This window comes from Marivirga salinae (genome assembly GCF_030503855.1).
GTDB lineage: Bacteria > Bacteroidota > Bacteroidia > Cytophagales > Cyclobacteriaceae > Marivirga > Marivirga salinarum.
This window is the reverse complement of the sequence record NZ_CP129971.1, coordinates 1,969,121-1,988,266: the sequence shown is the minus strand read 5'-3', so window position 1 is coordinate 1,988,266 and position 19,146 is coordinate 1,969,121. Positions and strand designations below refer to the sequence as shown.

The 19,146-nt window shown below is 34.1% G+C and carries 17 protein-coding genes; 5 read left to right on the top strand and 12 right to left on the bottom strand.

Translation table 11 applies throughout. The annotated features are described in order from the left end of the window. Positions 1–87: 87 nt before the first annotated feature. Positions 88–1,017: a tRNA epoxyqueuosine(34) reductase QueG gene (gene queG / locus QYS49_RS08395; RefSeq protein ID WP_308351336.1), complete on the bottom strand. Its 930-nt coding sequence runs from the start codon at positions 1,015–1,017 to the stop codon at positions 88–90. Further along, a complete protein-coding gene (gene ruvB / locus QYS49_RS08390; protein ID WP_308351335.1) occupies positions 1,017–2,045 on the bottom strand; it encodes a Holliday junction branch migration DNA helicase RuvB in 1,029 nt (342 codons plus the stop codon). Before ruvB ends, queG begins: the two co-directional genes overlap by 1 nt. A 388-nt stretch (positions 2,046–2,433) precedes the next feature. Between ruvB and QYS49_RS08385 the strand changes: the two genes are divergently transcribed. Next, on the top strand, positions 2,434–3,162 hold the full coding sequence (locus QYS49_RS08385; RefSeq protein ID WP_308351334.1) for a VIT1/CCC1 transporter family protein: 729 nt from the start codon (positions 2,434–2,436) through the stop codon (positions 3,160–3,162). 12 nt (positions 3,163–3,174) lie between these two features. Here QYS49_RS08385 and QYS49_RS08380 read toward each other — a convergent pair whose 3' ends face one another. Further along, the gene (locus tag QYS49_RS08380) at positions 3,175–4,248 is read right to left on the bottom strand and encodes a mannose-1-phosphate guanylyltransferase (RefSeq protein WP_308351332.1); all 1,074 of its coding nucleotides are present in this window, start codon (positions 4,246–4,248) and stop codon (positions 3,175–3,177) included. A 398-nt stretch (positions 4,249–4,646) separates the two neighbouring features. Here QYS49_RS08380 and recQ point away from each other — a divergent pair, with 398 nt between their 5' ends. The 4 genes from recQ to QYS49_RS08360 all read left to right on the top strand — a co-directional run bounded on the left by recQ (position 4,647) and on the right by QYS49_RS08360 (position 10,048). After that, positions 4,647–6,824: a DNA helicase RecQ gene (gene recQ / locus QYS49_RS08375; RefSeq protein WP_308351330.1), complete on the top strand. Its 2,178-nt coding sequence runs from the start codon at positions 4,647–4,649 to the stop codon at positions 6,822–6,824. Between the two features lie 98 nt (positions 6,825–6,922). Further along, the gene (gene purD, locus QYS49_RS08370) at positions 6,923–8,212 is read left to right on the top strand and encodes a phosphoribosylamine--glycine ligase (RefSeq protein ID WP_308351329.1); all 1,290 of its coding nucleotides are present in this window, start codon (positions 6,923–6,925) and stop codon (positions 8,210–8,212) included. 124 nt (positions 8,213–8,336) lie between these two features. Beyond that, positions 8,337–9,581, top strand: a complete 1,245-nt coding sequence (locus QYS49_RS08365) for a PSP1 domain-containing protein (protein ID WP_308351328.1) — start codon at positions 8,337–8,339, stop codon at positions 9,579–9,581. Beyond that, positions 9,581–10,048: a gliding motility lipoprotein GldH gene (locus tag QYS49_RS08360; protein ID WP_308351327.1), complete on the top strand. Its 468-nt coding sequence runs from the start codon at positions 9,581–9,583 to the stop codon at positions 10,046–10,048. Before QYS49_RS08365 ends, QYS49_RS08360 begins: the two co-directional genes overlap by 1 nt. Before the next feature lie 97 nt (positions 10,049–10,145). Here the strand turns inward: QYS49_RS08360 and QYS49_RS08355 are convergent, their stop codons facing one another. From QYS49_RS08355 to gcvH, 9 genes are all read right to left on the bottom strand, one after another. Beyond that, a complete protein-coding gene (locus QYS49_RS08355; RefSeq protein WP_308351326.1) occupies positions 10,146–11,048 on the bottom strand; it encodes a hypothetical protein in 903 nt (300 codons plus the stop codon). Between the two features lie 10 nt (positions 11,049–11,058). Further along, positions 11,059–11,772 carry a hypothetical protein gene (locus QYS49_RS08350; protein ID WP_308351325.1) on the bottom strand — a complete coding sequence of 238 codons (714 nt, stop codon included), beginning with the start codon at positions 11,770–11,772 and terminating at the stop codon, positions 11,059–11,061. A 31-nt stretch (positions 11,773–11,803) separates the two neighbouring features. Beyond that, entirely contained in the window at positions 11,804–12,355 is a 552-nt protein-coding gene (locus QYS49_RS08345) for a hypothetical protein (RefSeq protein WP_308351324.1), read from the bottom strand. Positions 12,356–12,419: 64 nt separating this feature from the next. Beyond that, complete coding sequence (locus QYS49_RS08340) at positions 12,420–15,107, bottom strand: toxin-antitoxin system YwqK family antitoxin (RefSeq protein WP_308351323.1); 2,688 nt, start codon at positions 15,105–15,107, stop codon at positions 12,420–12,422. A 181-nt stretch (positions 15,108–15,288) separates the two neighbouring features. After that, entirely contained in the window at positions 15,289–16,047 is a 759-nt protein-coding gene (locus tag QYS49_RS08335; protein WP_308351322.1) for a carboxypeptidase-like regulatory domain-containing protein, read from the bottom strand. A gap of 84 nt (positions 16,048–16,131) precedes the next feature. Beyond that, positions 16,132–17,460 carry a DNA recombination protein RmuC gene (locus tag QYS49_RS08330; RefSeq protein ID WP_308351321.1) on the bottom strand — a complete coding sequence of 443 codons (1,329 nt, stop codon included), beginning with the start codon at positions 17,458–17,460 and terminating at the stop codon, positions 16,132–16,134. A 142-nt stretch (positions 17,461–17,602) separates the two neighbouring features. Beyond that, positions 17,603–18,280 (bottom strand): energy transducer TonB, encoded by a 678-nt coding sequence (locus QYS49_RS08325; RefSeq protein WP_308351320.1) that lies wholly within the window; start codon positions 18,278–18,280, stop codon positions 17,603–17,605. An 86-nt stretch (positions 18,281–18,366) separates the two neighbouring features. Continuing rightward, positions 18,367–18,738, bottom strand: a complete 372-nt coding sequence (locus QYS49_RS08320; RefSeq protein ID WP_308351319.1) for a VanZ family protein — start codon at positions 18,736–18,738, stop codon at positions 18,367–18,369. Between the two features lie 2 nt (positions 18,739–18,740). After that, a complete protein-coding gene (gene gcvH, locus QYS49_RS08315) occupies positions 18,741–19,121 on the bottom strand; it encodes a glycine cleavage system protein GcvH (RefSeq protein WP_308351318.1) in 381 nt (126 codons plus the stop codon). Positions 19,122–19,146: the final 25 nt, after the last annotated feature.

Below are 19,146 nucleotides of genomic sequence, written 5' to 3'. Positions count from 1 at the left end.
AGCAATTACTTGAGTAATCTTTAGTAATAATTAAAGAATGTGTACCACAAGTTGTTTTATTATTACTAGTCAAATATTGACTAGTTATTATGATTTCATAAAATCAATATTCCGCATCAAGCCACTATATTTAGTTCGTTTCACTGCAGATTTTCTGAAGACTTCGTTAAAAACTTCTTTAGTCATTTCTTCCCAATCTTTTTTATCCATTTGCGTTAATAAAGAATGAGGTTGAAAGGCTTCTTCATGATGCGGTTTTGAAAAGCGATTCCAGGGGCAAACATCCTGACAAATATCACAACCGAAAACCCAATTCTCCATTTTATTGGAAAACTCAGGGGGCAAGTCATCTTTGAGCTCAATCGTTAAATAAGAAATACATTTCGAGGCATCCACTATTCCATCACCCACAATAGCATCAGTGGGACAGGCATCTATGCATTTTGTGCAGGTACCGCAATAATCCTGCATTGGGCCATCTTCTTCTAGCTCCAAGTCAATGATTAATTCTGCCAAAAAATAGAAACTTCCCCTTTGTTTATTGAGCAGTAAACTGTTCTTCCCAAGCCAGCCCAATCCACTTTTGGCTGCCCATTGTCTTTCCATCACAGGTGCTGAATCCACGAAAACTCTTCCATCTACCTCCCCTATTTCCTCATGGATGCGATACATAAAATCTTTCAGCTTATCCTTAATGACGAAATGATAATCTTTACCATAAGCATATTTTGCAATTTTGTAGGAATCACTTTTAGCTAAGTTTTGCTCAGGGTAATAATTGTACATTAAAGACACTACTGATTTAGCACCCTCCACTAATTTTGTGGGATCGAGTCGTTTATCAAAATGGTTTTCCATGTAATGCATTTTTCCATGGTATCCCTTTTTGAGCCAATCTTCTAACTTTGGGGCTTCATCTTCCAGAAATCCTGCTTTGGACACACCACAGAAATCAAAGCCCAAATCGGAGGCTATGGATTTGATGATTTTGGTATTTTTTTCTTTCAACAAAGACATTAATCAAACAAAGTCCCTAATCTGCCCGGAGGCACAGTACCTAAATGCTTATAAGCCAATTCGGTTGCTTGACGACCACGAGCGGTTCTTTTTAAATAACCTTCTTTAATTAAAAATGGCTCATATACTTCTTCTATGGTATCGGCTTCTTCTCCAACTGCTGTAGCGATTGTACCCAATCCAACAGGGCCTCCATTAAATTTTTCAATAATGGTGGACAAAATTCGATTATCCATTTCATCTAACCCATGTTGATCTACATCCAATGCATTCAAAGCAAATTCTGCAATTTCTTTAGTAATAGTTCCATCCCCTTTTATTTCGGCAAAATCACGGGTTCTTCTTAAAAGTGTATTGGAAATTCTTGGAGTCCCCCTACTTCTTCTGGCAATTTCAAAAGCAGCATCTTCTTCCAAAGGAGTATTCAAAATAGCAGCAGAACGTTTGATGATTTTCTTCAACAATTCAGCATCATAATATTCCAAACGAGCATTGATGCCAAATCGAGCTCTTAATGGAGAAGTCAATAAACCAGAACGAGTGGTAGCACCAATTAAAGTAAAAGGGCTTAAACTGATTTGAACAGAACGAGCATTTGGTCCGCTATCCAACATAATATCTATGCGGAAATCTTCCATAGCAGAATAAAGATATTCTTCTACCACTGCATTGAGCCTATGGATTTCATCTATAAATAAAACATCGCCTTCTTCCAGATTAGTCAGTAATCCGGCTAAGTCACCGGGTTTATCCAATACCGGACCAGAAGTAACTTTTAAACTTGATCCTAATTCATTAGCTATAATATGAGATAGTGTGGTTTTCCCTAAGCCTGGAGGTCCGTGTAAAAGTACATGATCTAATGGCTCAGAACGCTTTTTAGCAGCCATCACAAACACCTGAATATTATCCACTGTCTTTTGCTGACCTGTAAAATCACTAAAAGAGAGCGGTCGAAGTGCTTTTTCAAACTCTTTCTCTTCTGGATTCAAATTTTCATCATCTCCTGTCAGGAAATCTTCTCTCATATCAACTTACTATTTGTGGCAAGTTAAGCCTTGTTTGTCGTTTTTACTAATAATTATAATGCTCTGAAAGTTTAAAATATTTATCTCAAACTACCTCACCTTTTTATACATAATCCGTAAATGAGCTTGTTACAGCATTTTCTGTGATCAGAATAAAATGAAAACTACAAATCAAAACATTGCCACTCCACCCGATGAAGAACAAGTGAACTGGCCAGTGGTAATAGGAATTATTACTACCATGATCCTCATAGTACTAGTCTTAAATTTTGCTTAATTTCTTAAAAGGTGGATTTACAAAATCCACCTTTTTTTTTCTATATGATTAAGTCACAAAAAACAACAATCGGTTCTTCCTTTAGATGGAAAAATCTATATTGTATTACATATGGAATCTAAAGAAGAATTTATACATCAGCCAAACAGTTTCTTAGGTAGACACCAAAATTATTTAGCAGAATTTGTTTATGGTGGCATAGATGGAAGTATCACCACTTTTGCGGTAGTAGCAGGTGCTGTAGGTGCAGGGTTGGACAATGCTATAATCATTATTTTAGGTTTTGCCAATCTCTTTGCAGATGGATTTTCGATGTCTATTGGAGCTTATATGTCTGCAAAATCGGAAAAGCAAAACTTCAACAAACAAAAAGCCATAGAATATTGGGAAGTTGAAAATATGCCTGAAACCGAGAGAGAGGAAATAAGAGATATTTATAAAGGTAAAGGTTTTGAAGAACCATTATTAAGCCAAGTAGTGGAAGTAATTACAAAAGATAAAGACCGTTGGGTAGGTGTTATGATGAAAGATGAGCTGGAATTAATTGAAGATGATAAATCTCCCTTTCAAACAGGACTTTATACTTTCATTTCCTTTTTAGTGGTAGGATTGATCCCTTTATTAGTTTTTGTTGCAGATTACATAAATATCGATATCTCTCAAAAATTCCTTTGGGCAAGTATATTAACAGGAATTGGCTTTATTATAATTGGTTTCCTGAAATCCAAAGTAACCAATAACTCTGTTATAAAAGGAATTTCCGAAACATTACTTTTAGGTGGTTTAGCAGCACTTGTTGCTTATTTTGTAGGAGATTTTTTGGAGCAAATTATAAAATAACTTAAAAGGAGATTAGATAAAACTATCTCCTTTTTCTGTTTTAACGGAATTTACAATTTCTTTTATCTCTTTTTCAGCATTTTTCCTGCAAATCAAAAGTACTCCATTTTGTTCTGAAACCAGAAAATCGTGCAAATCTTGAACAACCACTAAATCTAATTTATCAGTAGTCACAATATTTCCAGTGGAATTAAAACTCATTACATTTTTTGGTGCAGCATTATCTTGATTGTCTTTTTCCCTTATTTCATGTAGACTTTCCCAATTTCCCAAATCCGACCAGCCAATATCAGTCAATAGCACAAAAACATTTTCTGCTTTTTCCATAATCCCGATATCAATGGAGACATTGACGCACTGTGTATAAGCTTTCTTCACAAATAAGCTTTCGTTGGTGCCAAAATATTGTGATTCTCCATCAGCAAAAACTTCTGCTAAATCAGGAAGGTAAGATTCAAAGGCTTTGATAATACTTTTAGCTGACCAAATGAAAATCCCAGCATTCCATACAAAATCTCCACTTTCTATAAATTTCTGCGCTAAGCCAATCTCAGGTTTTTCGGTGAAGGTTTTTACTTTTTTAATGGCAGCAGAATCAGGAATGTATTGAATATATCCATAACCTGTTTCGGGTCTATTAGGATGCATACCTAATGTTATCAACTGATCATTTTTTAAAGAACTATCTAGAGCCACTGCAACGGACTGATGAAAAATATCTTCTTTCAGAATTAAATGGTCGGCTGGTGCAATAACCATGGAGGCATCAGGATTTTTACTTGCAATCTTATATACTGCATAAGCAATACAAGGTGCAGTATTCCTTTTATAAGGCTCTAACAACAATTGTTGACTTCCAAGCCCTTCAATTTGCTCATGAATTAAGTCTTCATATTCTTTATTTGTAACTATATAAATATTCTCTTTAGGGAATTTTGCCAAAAATCTTTCATAAGTCATTTGAAGCAATGTTTTACCTACTCCTAATAAATCATGAAATTGTTTGGGCTTTTTAGATGTGCTCACTGGCCAAAGACGTGTTCCTGTTCCTCCGGCCATGATAATAACATAATGATTCTGATTCATAAATTTTGTGGTTCCGAGCAAATTGAAAAGTTACCCAAATTAAAAAAATCCACTTTAAGCTGATTAAAGCAGGTTCAAGTCGTTTAACGCCTCCATCAATACAAATGTTCTTGGCAGAAATTTTGAACTCAAAATTGCAAAATAATAACCGCATTGAAAAACGAAACAAAAAATTCAAAACTCCAATAAAATATCTCAGCGGAAGTACGGTTAAAGAGTATAATGAAGAAATTGCTCATTATTATTAATATTCTTACACTAAATGCATTATTAAATACAGATATTTAGGCAATCCTTTTAATATTTTTTACTAAATTCAAAGTATCTCATGAATAGCGATTAAATTTGACATGAGATTGAATAAATAAGTTATTAATTAAGCAATTTGTGCTAAAGAAATGATAGAAGAGCAAGAAGCTACTTTAAAAGAAAAATTAAAAGAGGTATTTGGATATAATCAATTTAGGGGAAACCAAGAATTGATTATGCAGAACCTAATAAATGGTAAGAATACCTTTGTGATCATGCCAACTGGAGCAGGAAAATCACTTTGCTACCAATTACCTGCACTTTCGCAAGAAGGAACAGCCTTGGTTGTATCTCCTTTGATTGCATTAATGAAAAATCAGGTAGACACTTTGGTTGCATTAGGTGTTAATGCCGCATTTTTAAATTCAACATTAACCAAAACAGAAACCAAAAGAGTGAAAAAAGAAGTCATGAGTGGAAACTTGAAACTTCTTTATGTTGCTCCGGAATCTCTGACTAAGGAGGAAAATGTTGAGTTTTTAAAACAAGCCAATATTTCTTTTGCAGCAATAGATGAAGCGCATTGTATTTCAGAATGGGGACATGATTTCCGACCAGAATACAGAAGAATAAAATCCATATTAGAGCAAATTTCTAATATTCCTATTATTGCCCTTACGGCAACAGCCACGCCTAAAGTGCAATTGGATATTCAGAAAAACTTGAATATGGAAGAGGCCAATGTTTTTAAATCTTCTTTTAATAGGGAAAATTTGTATTATGAGGTTAGGCCAAAAAATCAAGCCAAAAAACAACTCATTCGATTCTTAAATGAAAGAAAAGGGAAATGTGGTGTAATATATTGTTTGAGCCGAAAAAAGGTTGAAGAAATTGCTGAATTTCTGAATGTAAATGGATTCAATGCTGCTCCATACCATGCTGGCTTAGAAAGTGCTACTCGTATGAAAAATCAGGATGATTTCTTAAACGAGGATACTGATATAATTGTAGCGACCATAGCCTTTGGTATGGGAATCGATAAACCTGATGTTCGCTTTGTGATTCATTATGACACTCCAAAATCAGTGGAAGGTTACTACCAAGAAACTGGTAGAGCTGGAAGAGATGGCCTGGTAGGTGATTGTCTAATGTTTTACAGCTATAATGACATTCTTAAGCTTGAGAAATTTAATAAGGATAAGCCTGTAACAGAAAAGGAAAATGCCAAGCTGCTTTTGGAAGAAATGTCTTCCTATGCAGAATCATCTGTTTGCAGAAGAAAACAATTGCTTCACTATTTTGGGGAAGAATTTGCCGATTACTGTGGAAAATGTGATAACTGTAAGCATCCAAAAGAAAAGTTTGACGCAAAAGATGAAATGATTACGGTTCTGAAAACCGTAAAATTAACCAATCAACGATTTGGCATCAATCACTTAGTAAATGTAATTCGTGGTTCTAAAGACCAATACGTAACCAGTTATGACCACAACAAACTAGAAGTACATGGTGTGGGGGCTGATCAAGATGTTGAGTTTTGGAAATCTGTCATCAGACAAACCATGCTTTACGGATATTTAAAAAAAGACATTGAAAATATTGGTGTACTGAAAATCAATAAAGCAGGAGAAGATTTCTTAAAGAAACCAACTGATATTCAATTTACTGTTAATCACGTTTATACGGATGATGGTGATGAAGATCATATTGAAAAAGATACTGTTTCAGCCAACGCATTCGATGAAACTTTATACACTCAGCTTAAGGCGTTAAGAAAAAAGGTTGCGAAATCGAAAAACCTTCCTCCTTATGTGATTTTCCAAGATCCTTCTTTAGAGGAAATGGCTACTACCTACCCTACGACTAACGAGGAAATGGCAGCAGTGAATGGTGTGGGCTTAGGAAAGGTTCGGAAATTTGGTAAGCCTTTTATGGAGCTAATTAAGGAATATGTTGAGGAAAATGACATTATTACTGCTGCTGATGTAATGGTAAAATCATCCGTCAACAAATCCAAAATGAAAATTTTCATTATTCAGCAAGTGGATAAGAAAATGGACTTAGAGGAAATAGCAGAAATGAAAGATATCTCTTTTGAGGAGTTGATAGATGAAATAGAACATATTTGCTACTCAGGCACCACTTTAAATTTAAATTATTACCTAAATCAGATCATTGATGATGATAAGCAGGAGGAAATAATGGAATATTTTCTTACGGCAGAATCAGACAGCATAGATGACGCGATGGATGAATTTGATGAAGAATTCAGTGAAGAAGATTTAAGGTTGATGCGTATTAAGTTTTTATCCACTTATGCAAACTAATTTGAATGACCGCTTTAATTGCGGTCATTTTTTTCATTAATTTTACTAGATGAAAACTACATTTTCAGGTTGAAAATGGACAAAATTGAACTATTTAGATGAATATATTAATATTAGGCTCAGGTGGAAGAGAATTCGTTTTTACTGAAAAAATAGCTGCAAGCGCTGAATGCAATAAGCTTTTTGTTGCTCCTGGAAATGCTGGAACTGCTCAAATTGCTAAAAACATAAATCTATCTCCTACTGACTTTAAAGGAATCGCTGATTTCAGCTTAGAAAATAAAATTGACTTGATAGTGGTGGGGCCAGAAGCACCACTTGTTGAAGGAATAAGAGATTATTTTGAGTATAATAGCAATCTTAAGGATATCCAAATTATAGGTCCAGGGAAAGCCGGAGCAGAATTAGAAGGAAGTAAAGAATTTGCCAAAAGCTTTATGCAAAGACATAACATCCCTACTGCTGCTTATTCTACTTTCACTAAAGCTACCTTATCAGAAGGACTCTCCTATTTACAAAGCTTAAAACCTCCTTATGTTTTAAAAGCAGATGGATTGGCAGGAGGAAAAGGAGTTGTTATTTGTGAAAACCTCCAAACAGCAGAGCAAAGCCTTACTGAAATGTTGAAGGATGAAAAATTTGGAGCTGCTAGTGAAAAGGTAGTTATAGAAGAATTTTTATCAGGTATAGAACTTTCCGTTTTTGTTTTAACAGATGGTGAAAGCTATAAAATTCTGCCAGCTGCGAAAGATTACAAAAGGATAGGTGAAGGAGATTCAGGCCTAAATACAGGTGGTATGGGTGCAGTTTCCCCAGTGAAATTTGCAGATGCTACCTTCATGGAGAAAGTCGAATCCAAAATTATAAAACCTACAATTGATGGATTAAAAAAAGATAAAATAGAATATCAGGGTTTTATTTTTATTGGACTGATGAATGTAGGCGGAGAACCTTTTGTTATTGAATACAATGTAAGAATGGGAGACCCTGAAACACAGGTAGTACTTCCTAGACTGAAAAGTGATTTGCTCTCCATTTTCAAAAGCATGAAAAGCAAAAGCTTGAAAGATCAAGAATTTGAAATTAGTGAGCAAACTGCTTCTACCATTGTTTTAGTGGCAGGTGGCTATCCTGAAAGTTATGAAAAGGGAAAAGCTATAAAAGGCTTAGATGATGTGAAGGATGCAAAAGTATTTCATGCGGGAACAGCTCAAAAAGACAATGAAGTAGTGACAGCTGGAGGTAGAGTTTTAGCCATTACTGGAATGGGTGATGATTTGAAAACGGCTTTAAAAAATGCCTATGCAGGCGCTAATAAAGTCTGCTGGGACGATATTTATTATAGAAAAGACATAGGTCAGGATTTATTGGCTTTAGAGGGTCAATGACCGACTTTTTATTAAGTAAAAATATAATTGGATGAATATCCCTCTATTTTTCTTTTGAGGATTTGGTATTCATATCAATCAAATGTAGAATGCTGTAAAGAAATACAGCTTAAATAAATATACTATGGGATGCTCATCATGCGGAACTAAAAATAAAGAAGGCACTACAACTGGTTGCCAAAATAATGGAGGATGCAGTACAGGCGGATGCAATAAAATGAATTCTTTTGACTGGTTATCCAATATGGATTTCCCGAATTATGATAATTTCGACATAGTTGAAATAAAGTTTAAGGGAGGCAGAAAAGAATTTTTTAGAAATATACATAATCTTGAATTAGTAACAGGAGATGCCGTAGTGGTAGATGTGCCCAATGGTCATCATATTGGCTATGTATCTATGCAAGGCGAATTAGTTCGCTTACAGATGCAAAAGAAAAAGGTAAAAAATGATGATGAAATAAAAGCAGTATATCGGGTTACAACTGATAAAGACCTTGAAAAATGGCATGAAGTTCAAAACAGAGAGATGCCAACCATGTATCGTGCTCGGGAAGTAATTCAAGAGCTTAAATTAAAAATGAAGCTTTCTGATGTTGAATTTCAAGCTGACAATTCAAAAGCTACATTCTATTATTCTGCCGAAGAAAGAGTTGATTTTAGAGAACTAATTAAAAAGCTGGCAGGTGAATTTAAAATACGCGTGGAGATGCGCCAAATTTCACTTAGGCAAGAAGCTGGAAGAATCGGTGGAATCGGCAGCTGTGGAAGAGAATTATGTTGTAGCACTTGGTTAACAGATTTTAAAAGTGTTTCTACTAGTGCTGCACGTTATCAAAACCTATCATTGAATCCAAGTAAGCTTTCAGGGCAATGTGGTAGATTAAAATGCTGCTTAAATTATGAGCTAGATACTTATATGGAAGCCTTGAGTGGCATACCTGAAGTTGAAAGACCTATTCAAACCAAAAGAGGCAGTTTGACTTTACAAAAGACTGATATCTTTCGTAAAATTATGTGGTTTAGCTATTCGGAAGATAACATCTGGCATCCAGTGAAAGTAGATAGAGTAGCAGAAATAATTGCCTTAAATAAGCAGGGAGAAAAACCTGACACTTTAATGGAAGACATTCTTGAAATTGAAGAAACGGTACAGATCAACAGTGACTTAATTAAACTAGATCGTAAATTTTCCAAACCTAAGAAGAAAAAGAAAAAAGGTGGCAAGTTTAATCCAAATAAAATAAAGGCTGAAAAAGGAGCAAATCCAGCAGTTAAGGACAACCCACAAGGCAATTCTAAAAAGCCTAAAAATAAAAAAAGGTTTAATAAAAATAAGAACAACCCAAATAATAACAAAAAAGATTAATGAGGGCAATATACGGAACTATATTTTTGGTATTTCTATTCTTATCCTGCACCGAAGAAAGGTATTTTGAAGATAACCATGATTTTAAAGATAGAATCTGGAACATGGAAGAATCAGCTGAATTCAATTTTGAAATTGACAGCGTTGAACTTCCTTATCAAATCAAATTGAATGTCAGGAATACTATGGATTATCCGTATAGAAATCTATATATGAAATATCGACTAAAAGATTCTACTTATTTAATGGAAGATAAATTATTGAATTTAAAATTATTTAATGCTAAAACAGGCAAACCATATGGAGACCATCAAAGTGATATTTATTCGCATCAATTAATACTTCAAGATTCTGTTTATTTTCCTAAAAAAGGAAATTACAAAATAGAATTAAAGCAATATATGCGTGAAAATGAATTAAAAGGGATGGTTTCAGCTGGTATAAGAATTGAACAGATTAAAGAATAGTAAAGATAATTAGTTTAGAAACACTAATTGATACAATAAGTCCGACTCGATTAGTTCAATCCAAAGCCAGTCTATCAAATAATCTAAAGAATCAGCTTCAAGGTCTCGATAATGTCTCCTTGAATGGTACTATATCAGTATAAGCTTCCAACACTACATGATCAACATTTGATGCTTCAAATATAAAGGAAACCGTTTTATGAGGATCTATCAAATCTTGGTTTGCGTAGATTTCTGCCAGTTCCAAAGCAGTATACCGACCAGACTTATGTAAGCCATTAGGCTCGATTCCTACAAGCCTTGCCTGAACTTCATTACCCGCTTTATCATAACACTTCAGGGAATGCATAGGATATGGTGAAAAAAGTCTAATTCCATCATGCTGATAGCTAAGCGTTAAAGTACTATCTTTCAAATCCAATTCAAATTCACCTCGCTTCTTCCTCTTATTCGTCAAGGTAATTTCTTCCGTTTCGGTCGCCACGAAAAAGGTCAAATCTAAACTACACGAGTCTATCTTAGGCTGGGCCTTAAAGATATCCGAATGGAATGGTCCAATAAGGTTTAATGGGGAAAAGGACTCACTTCCCCATTTCGGTGCCAATGTATGTGTGTCCCCGTTTTCTGAAAATATTTTCAGTGATGATGCTTTTACATATGCTCCTTTAAGAAATTGCCTTGAAAATACATGAAAGCCAGAATATACAAACATCGGTCTGTTCAACTCATCATCAACTAAGGTCAGGCTATCAATAAATTGGCTCACACGCTGACTTTGTTCGTTCTTACTAAAGCCTTTAAAAGGCTGTTCATCAAGTGGTGGTATATTTCCAGTCTCAGAATTTAACCGATCTACATTTATCACATTATTCAATCTAGTAAAATTGAGCTCCTCAAATTCACTCAATATATCTGGCGCATCTACCTCTCTCATTTTCACAAGTGAAAACATTTCGTTTTCACTTCCTAACTGCAAATATTGGTGGGCTATCTTTGGCATTCCTGTTTTCTTATTTAAGGTTATCCGTTGAGCGAGAATAATGTTCTTGTGATTTAAACCTTGCCTGTCCTGTAATGCTTAATTGAACTTTATTCCTGGTAATATCTTTCACTACAAATTGGTTGTTCATTTTCAGGTACTTAGAGTTCTTTACCAAAACTGAATCAATTACCTTGAATGAACTCCCTTTTTCCATACTAATATTGCTGAAAGGGTTCAAATTCTTTGACCGAAAATCTCGAATCAAAGGTTCTAGTATTCCTTCCTCACGAAGTGCGTCTAAACCTGGATCATTGCTTCCATCACCCATGGAAATACCCTCATCTGAAGAAATCAAAAATCTTTTACCTTGAAAAAGTTTCTTGAAAGCTATCTGCTTCTTATCGTATTGGACGGAATCGTAGGTATTAAAGTATTTTGTTCGAGATGATTCCGAGGAGTGTCTAGTTAAAGAAGGTTTTAAAAACCCCTTTATGCCTTCTATTTCGAGATAAAAATCCAAATCGGAATTGATAAAAGTGATGACATAATCTATTTTCATCATCATTTGAACATAACCGACTGGGTAATCCTCATTTTTATCAGTATTGAGGAGGACTTGTGCCTCATAGCGATAAGGCTGATTTAGTTTTGGGTTGAATTTAATGGATTCCCCCTTCCCAAAAAGCAAAAATGTAGCTCCGAAAAGTATTATAATTAATACTGATACAATGTATTTACTCATTTTAATTCAATTTCGAAATTCTAAAGTTTTTCTATTGCCAATACTTTTTCGCATTTACCATTTTTTGAAGGTTAGGGTCATCCAATGCTTTATGCTTTAACTTAAGCTCAATGAGCTCATGAGCTTCATCCCAAACAATGAATTTCTGACCATTTTCATGAAGTACCTTTCCATTAGTACTAAGCACGCTTTCTTTTTTCAATAATGCATAGTGGTACTTACCATCTACATGATAAATACCTAAGGCTTTCAAACTGCTTTCTTTATCTGTAAATGAGAAGGTAAGTTTAGCATCAAGCTGTCTCTTGTTTTTATGAAATTGTTTGGATTGTAATTTCAACTCTCCAAAACCAGGAGTATATTCTGTCAAATAAGAATCAATTTGGCTGGCTGTATCTATTTGTAGTAATGCAGCTCTCGCTTTTTCCTTTTCTAATTCAGGAGTTTCCAAATGATGAAAAATGAGTTCTAGATTGTTTTGAGAAAAGTCGAAGCTAATTTCTGTCTCCTGGCTAATAAAAGTAACAGGGCTGTAAAATAAAATGGACAAATAGAATAACAGTTGATTTAAGGGTGCAGTCATATTTAATTAATAGTTGTACAATAATATTCTTATTGGGGTATAGCTAGTTAGTGTTTTAATGATTTCATTTGAATTTAAAGGTTGACCACCTATGTTTATAAAAAAAGGATAAATCTTTCAAATAACTATCTACCCATATATATCGGGAAATTACATTAGATTCTTTCCAGTTTTTTCGCTCTGCAAGCTGAAATATTTCCTCGTCATCCATATTGTAGGCAATTAGTTTCCATGAATTAGGATCTAAAGTAATTTTCAAATACTCAGTTTCACCAAATACCTCTGTTTCACGTTTATCGAAATCAGTAAAGTAAAAAGTACCTGACCAGGGCTCGCCATCTTTAATGATATTTTCGGATTCTCCCTTCTCCCTATCATGAAGCAATACTGAACCGTTCCTATTCTCGTCAAGCATTAAGGTTATACTGTCAGTACCATTCTCTTTATAAATCACTGTTTCATACTGTCCATCAACCATTTTGGTCTTTTCAAGCAACCGACTATCTAATTTGAAATTACAATAAACCAAGTTCCCTTTATTAATTTTGTACTCATTGTCATCAATATCTCTCGTATAAGGGATAGAATTTTTAAAAAGTCCATCATAAGGCTTTCCTTCCTTATAGCTATATTGATCTTCAATATGACCGTTTTCATCATAGCTGATGTATTTACCATGAAGTTGTCCATTTTTATAATGTTGAAAGATTCTCAATTCTCCATTCAGGTAATATATTTTATCAACACCATTTCGTTGACCCTCTTTATAAACTGATTCTCTTCCCACCACAGCCTGATAAGGCTCCTTATCAAAGTATTTAATTTCTTTGACGATACCGTGAACCTCCCCTTCCTTAAAAGGTTTGATAATATATAAATCATAATCAGCATTATAACTAGGGTGTTCCACAATTACTCCAGAAAAAGGCTCTCCAACCCGAAATTCTGCTTCTGCTAGCTTACTGCCATCAGGAGCATAATATTTTGATTTTCCATTAGACTGAATGTCGGCCTCTAAAATTGTATAGGGCACTTTATCTTCATCATATCGTTTGTCATATATTTTTTTGGTCAGTATCTCCCCCTCCTCATCATATTTAGTGACTTCTCTTATAAGGTCACTTTCATAAAAAAACTTTACCTCTGTGCCAATTTCCTTTCTGTTAGAATAGTTCAGTTTTCCTATTACCTCTCCGTCTTTATCATAATAAGCTACAGCTTTTCTGCGATAGCCGTCATAAATAAAGTCCGACCTAAGGTCACCCGTGCTGTAATACCATTTTTCACGGGTTCTTCTTCCATCTACATAAATCGTTTCTTTCTTGCTTATTCGCAAAGGATATTTGTAGTGGAAATATTCGACCTTTTTAATTTCTTTTCCATGTTTATAGTGTTTTTCATAACGTAATTTAGCGTTAAACAGCTCCATTACAGTGCCCTCTATCGGCTTTTCAGATTCCAAAGATTCAAATGTGGCCTTAGCAATCACCTCGCCTTCTTTATTATAATAAGTTGCTATGGAATCTCTTTTATTCCTGAATTTTTCACCCGATTTGTAGAAATGAATTATTCCAGTCATCTCGCCCTTCTCGTAAATTTTATGCATCATTGAATTCTGGACGAAAGTACCATGATATGGATCGTTATTTTTCCAGATCAGCTCATGGCTTAGATTCCCCTCATCATTAAAACGCTTTTCAACCCTATCGCCATTATCACCAAATTTTATTGACCGCTTCAAATTGCCATTTCTAGCATAAAATTTCTTTTCCACGTTTTCTCCATCTTCCCTTTTCACAATCTCTCTTACCGGCATATGACTACCCTCCTTATCGTCATAAAAATCCACTTTAGTGCCAGTTCCACCACGCTTAAAATAGTCATATTCAGTGTTGTAAGGGCCTGAAAACTCACCTAAAAGTGTGCCATCCGATTTGTAATATTTAGCTGTAGCTGTCTCTCCTTCTATAATGACCTCCTCTCTTAACGCACCTGTTCGGTAATAATCTTTACGACTCAGGACGTTCCCTTTTTTGTACTTGATAATAGCGCCCAACTGCATGGGGTCGGAATAGTAATCGACAAAGGTGCCATTCTTTTTAGGCTTATCCTCCTCATCAGCATACATCTCAAATTCTTGATCTACACATTCATATTTGCCCAATAGCTCCCCATTTTCATCATAAAATTTGTAATGACGTAAAGTATCTCCATCATTGTCTACGGTTAAAGTGTAGCCATAACGAATACCATTGGGGTCATTCTCAAAAATATATAGTGAATGTAATGATCCTTGCCGGTAAGTTGGCATAAGGTAGGCACTTCTTGAGTTTGCATAGACTACAATTTTGCCCTCATAAGCCTTATTATTTCGATATTCAGCAGTAGAAAATTTCTCACCTTCCCAATAAGAAATACATTTTTTCCTATTTCCTTTCTCGTAAAAAACTTTTTCACTTATATCGCCATTTTCATAATACCATGTAACCCATCCTTCCATTAACTGTCCATCGGCTGAAGTAGAAAGACCCTCCATTTTCTTCTGACCAGATAGGTAAAACTCTTCCACCCTATACCCGCTATCTGTTTTTATTGGATTAAAACTATAGTAAACAGCCCTTTCTCTGAGATTGGTAGTATAACCAGAAGCATCGTACCAGGTAGTATCGCTTTGAGCAAGTGCAGTTTGTTTTGTGGTTAAAAGTAGTATGAAAGTAAAGGCAAAAAGCCAAGTTGATAGTTTAATAGTCATTATTTTAACTAAATTATTGTAGCCAGTAAATTTTAGGTAAATAAATGGAGGTTCTTAATATCAACAAAAGTATAAAATTTAGAATTTTAGTCCTATATATTATTTCACTTTATCTATATTGGAAAAGAAATAGAGATCAAATAGAGGATATTTTAATCTTAGAATTCAGAATTGGTTAAATTTATCCCTTTTGAGATTTAGTTTTATAATAATCAAACTCCTTCAAAATCCGAGCTGCAATTTCATATTCACTTGACCTATTCACAAAAGCTGGATCAAGATCCAAATATTGAATAAAATCATTTAATTTATCACCTTCTAACCCAGTTAATTCTCTTACTATTTCAGGATTATATTTCTTGTTATTCGAAATAGTTGTTCCTTGATTAGCCACTGTTTGGTAATACTTTACTTTGTTTTTGTGGGATTTGCTTAATTTCTTTGTAATAAATGAAATAGGCTTAGTAATAGCATATTTAACAGATTTCGTATAATTAGGGTCGTAATTTTTGGGTATTTCGCCCTTAGGCTTGGATGGTGGCATTCCTGAAATCACAAAAGTATCATCATCTTGAACACCCATTTTCACCAAGCGATTTCTAAATTCTGCTTCAGTTTCTGGCAAATTACTAACTCGTACTTCCTCCAATTGAATACTAGCAGGGTTCAAGCTGATATTTAAAAAACGAGAATTATTAATTACAAATTGCTTTGAATTGAAATTTACATTTGAAACTATTAAGGTATCCCCCATTTCAGCAATTAAATGAAACCTTCCATTTTCATCTGAAACAGCCATTTTATTTGATGTTGTATTGACAATATGTGTACCTTCAATTGGTAAGTTATCCTCACTTGATTTAACCACTCCTTCCAATTCTTGAGCTTGCACTAAGAAAAGACTTGAAAACAGCAGTAATACTGTACAGATTAATCTCATATGATTTTCAACGTAAGCAATTTAAATAATAATATATATAAACCACATAAATAAAATATAATTCAATCTATACTATTTTAACAACTACTCTGATGACCTATCTAAAAGCCGTTTATCAATATTTTTAGTAGTTTTAGCACCTAACTCCCTTAAAATTTCAGTTCTTCTAATTAAATTTCCTTTTCCATCATATAGCTTTTTCATAGCATCAGAGTAGCTATTTTGTGTGGTTTTCAAATTATTGCCCACCTTCAACAAATCATCAGTGAAGTTGGTGAATTTATCATATAAGGCACCAGCTTGTGTTGCAATTTCAATTGCATTTTTGTTTTGCAAATCTTGTTTCCAGATATAAGAAATAGTTCTCAAAGTAGCCATCAAAGTAGTAGTGGATACGAGTACTATATTTTTATCCAATGCCTTTTCATAAAGATTGTGATCTTCTTTTAACGCAATAGTTAGAGCAGGTTCGTTGGCAATAAACATTAATACATAATCTGGCTGATTGATGTCATAAAGATTTTGATAATTTTTGTCTCCCAATGTTTTAATATGAGAATACATGCTATCCAGGTGATTTTTAAGGAATCGCGCTTGCTTTACATCATCATCGGCATCAAAATAATTACTATATGAAGTTAAGGATACTTTTGAATCCAATACTAAATATTTATCATCAGGCATTTTGATGATATAATCTAGCCTTTGATTATCACCCTCTTCATTTTTATAGTTTTTCTCTTTCTCATAATGAACTCCTTTTTGTAAACCAACCTTTTCTAAAATGGCTTCCAATTGCATTTCACCCCAGTTTCCTTGCGATTTAGAATCTCCTTTTAAAGCTCTAGTAAGATTTTCAGCTTCTTTAGTGATTTGAAGATTTAGTTCTTTTAGAGATGTAATCTGTTCTTTTAATGCACTATTCCAGATCAGGTTTTCCTTGTTGCTTTTCTCTACCTTCTCTTCGAATTTATCGATTTTTTCACGCAATGGATTCAGTAATTCTCCAATATTAGTCTTATTCTGATCTGTGAATTTTTTGCTTTTTTCTTCAAAAATTTCTTGAGCTAAATTCTTGAACTCATTTTTAAATTGTTGTTGCAGTTCAGCTAATTCTGATTTATGCTCATCTAATTTTATTTTAAGATTTTTATAATCTGACTCAACTGTTGATAATTGTCTGTTTAGCTGAACATTCTTTTCTCTCTCAGCAGAATGAGCTTCTTTTTCACTTTTTAGTTCAGAAAAAAGGTTTTCCTTCTGACTTTTTATAACGCTTAGTTCGGTTAAAACTTGTTGCTTTTCTTCCTTTAAACCTTCCAATTCGTCCCCACTTTTATTTTGAGACTTAAGAATAAAGTAAGCCAATACTACTCCAACCGCTAAACCAATTATGACTGCTATAATTTCCATTAGATTATTAAGGTATTAATTCGAACAAAATTAAAGATTCAAAAGGACAGATTACTTAGAATTCAAAATAAAATATTTTTAATAGCTCATAAAAAAAGCCGGAAGATCCGGCTTTTTATAATGCTAAAAATATTTTTTTGTTTTAGTTCAATACAAATCTAATTGGGATTACCCTCTGAGAACGTACTGCTCTACCTCTTTGTCTACCTGGTGTCCATTTCGGAGAATTCTTCACAACTTCAACAGCTACTTCATCACAACCTCCGCCAATACCTTTCACGGCCTGTACGTCCGTTAATGATCCGTCTTTCTCAATTACGAACTGAACATAAACAACACCTTCGATTCCCATACGCTGGGCTTGTCTAGGATATTTATCAGATAACTGATTAGCCACGTAATCATAAAAAGCTTGAATCCCACCAGATGGCTCAGCTTGTTGTTCTACAATTTGGAAAACCTTATCAACTTCCTCTTCAGCTTCTTCTTCGAATACGATGTCTTCTATGGCATCATCTTCAGTCATGTCCATATCTAAATCTAATTCAATTTCCTCTTCAATTTCTTCTTCATCAGGAATCTCAATGATTTCAGGAAGTTTCACTTTTGGTGGTGGGGGAGGTGGTTGCTCCGTTGGCGGAATTTCCATAATATCTTCCATGTCATCACTAACCGTACCTAAATCCATGGCCGGTCCCTCATCATAAAATTTGTATTCAAAAGCAAAGAACACCAATGAAATAGAAACTACTAAACCAATATTTAGGAATAGTGTAGACTTTTTATTGATATCAGCTTTCGGATTTTTTTTAAGTTCCATAATTAAAGCATCGTTTAGATAGTAAAACTATTATTTAATGGATAAAATTCAAATTATACTTACAATCTTTTCAAGAATTTATGAAATTATATTTTATAAATCAAATAAAATACAAACCATCCTGCAAAAATTCCAAGTGAATTAGCTAAAATATCAGCCAATTCTAATCCTCTATCTGGAATTAACATTTGAAATAATTCAATCGCTAAACTATAAACAAAACTGATCACTATCGCTAATAATACAGCATTATAACGAATGAATAAAAAAGTATATTGTTTGGAAAATCCTAGTATTAACAAAAAGCAAAGTATGCCAAAAACCCCAAAATGCGCAATTTTATCAAAGCTGAGAAAATCCCAAACATTGGTCAAAGGCATTGATTCACCAGGTGTTAAGCCTAATAGCAGAATGAGCAAAAACCAGATAATCCCAAACAGATTATACCTGAGAAACATAATTATTCCCCTATCAATTCTTTGTAATCGTCTGCTGATAACAATTTATCTACAGAAGATGGGTCAGAAAGTTTCAATTTAATCATCCATCCTTTTTCATAAGGGTCTTCATTTACAGATTCAGGAGCGTCTTCCAAATCTTCATTGAATTCTAAAACTGTTCCACCTACAGGCATAAATAAATCAGATACAGTTTTTACTGCCTCAACAGTTCCAAAAACCTCTCCTTCTTCAAGCTCTTCATCTATAGTTTCTACCTCAACATAGACAATATCACCTAACTCACGCTGAGCAAATTCTGTGATTCCAATGTAAGCTTCATCACCTTCTACCCTCACCCATTCGTGATCTTTAGTGTATTTTAAATTCTCAGGAATATTCATTTGTTATTCAATTTTAATTTGGCTA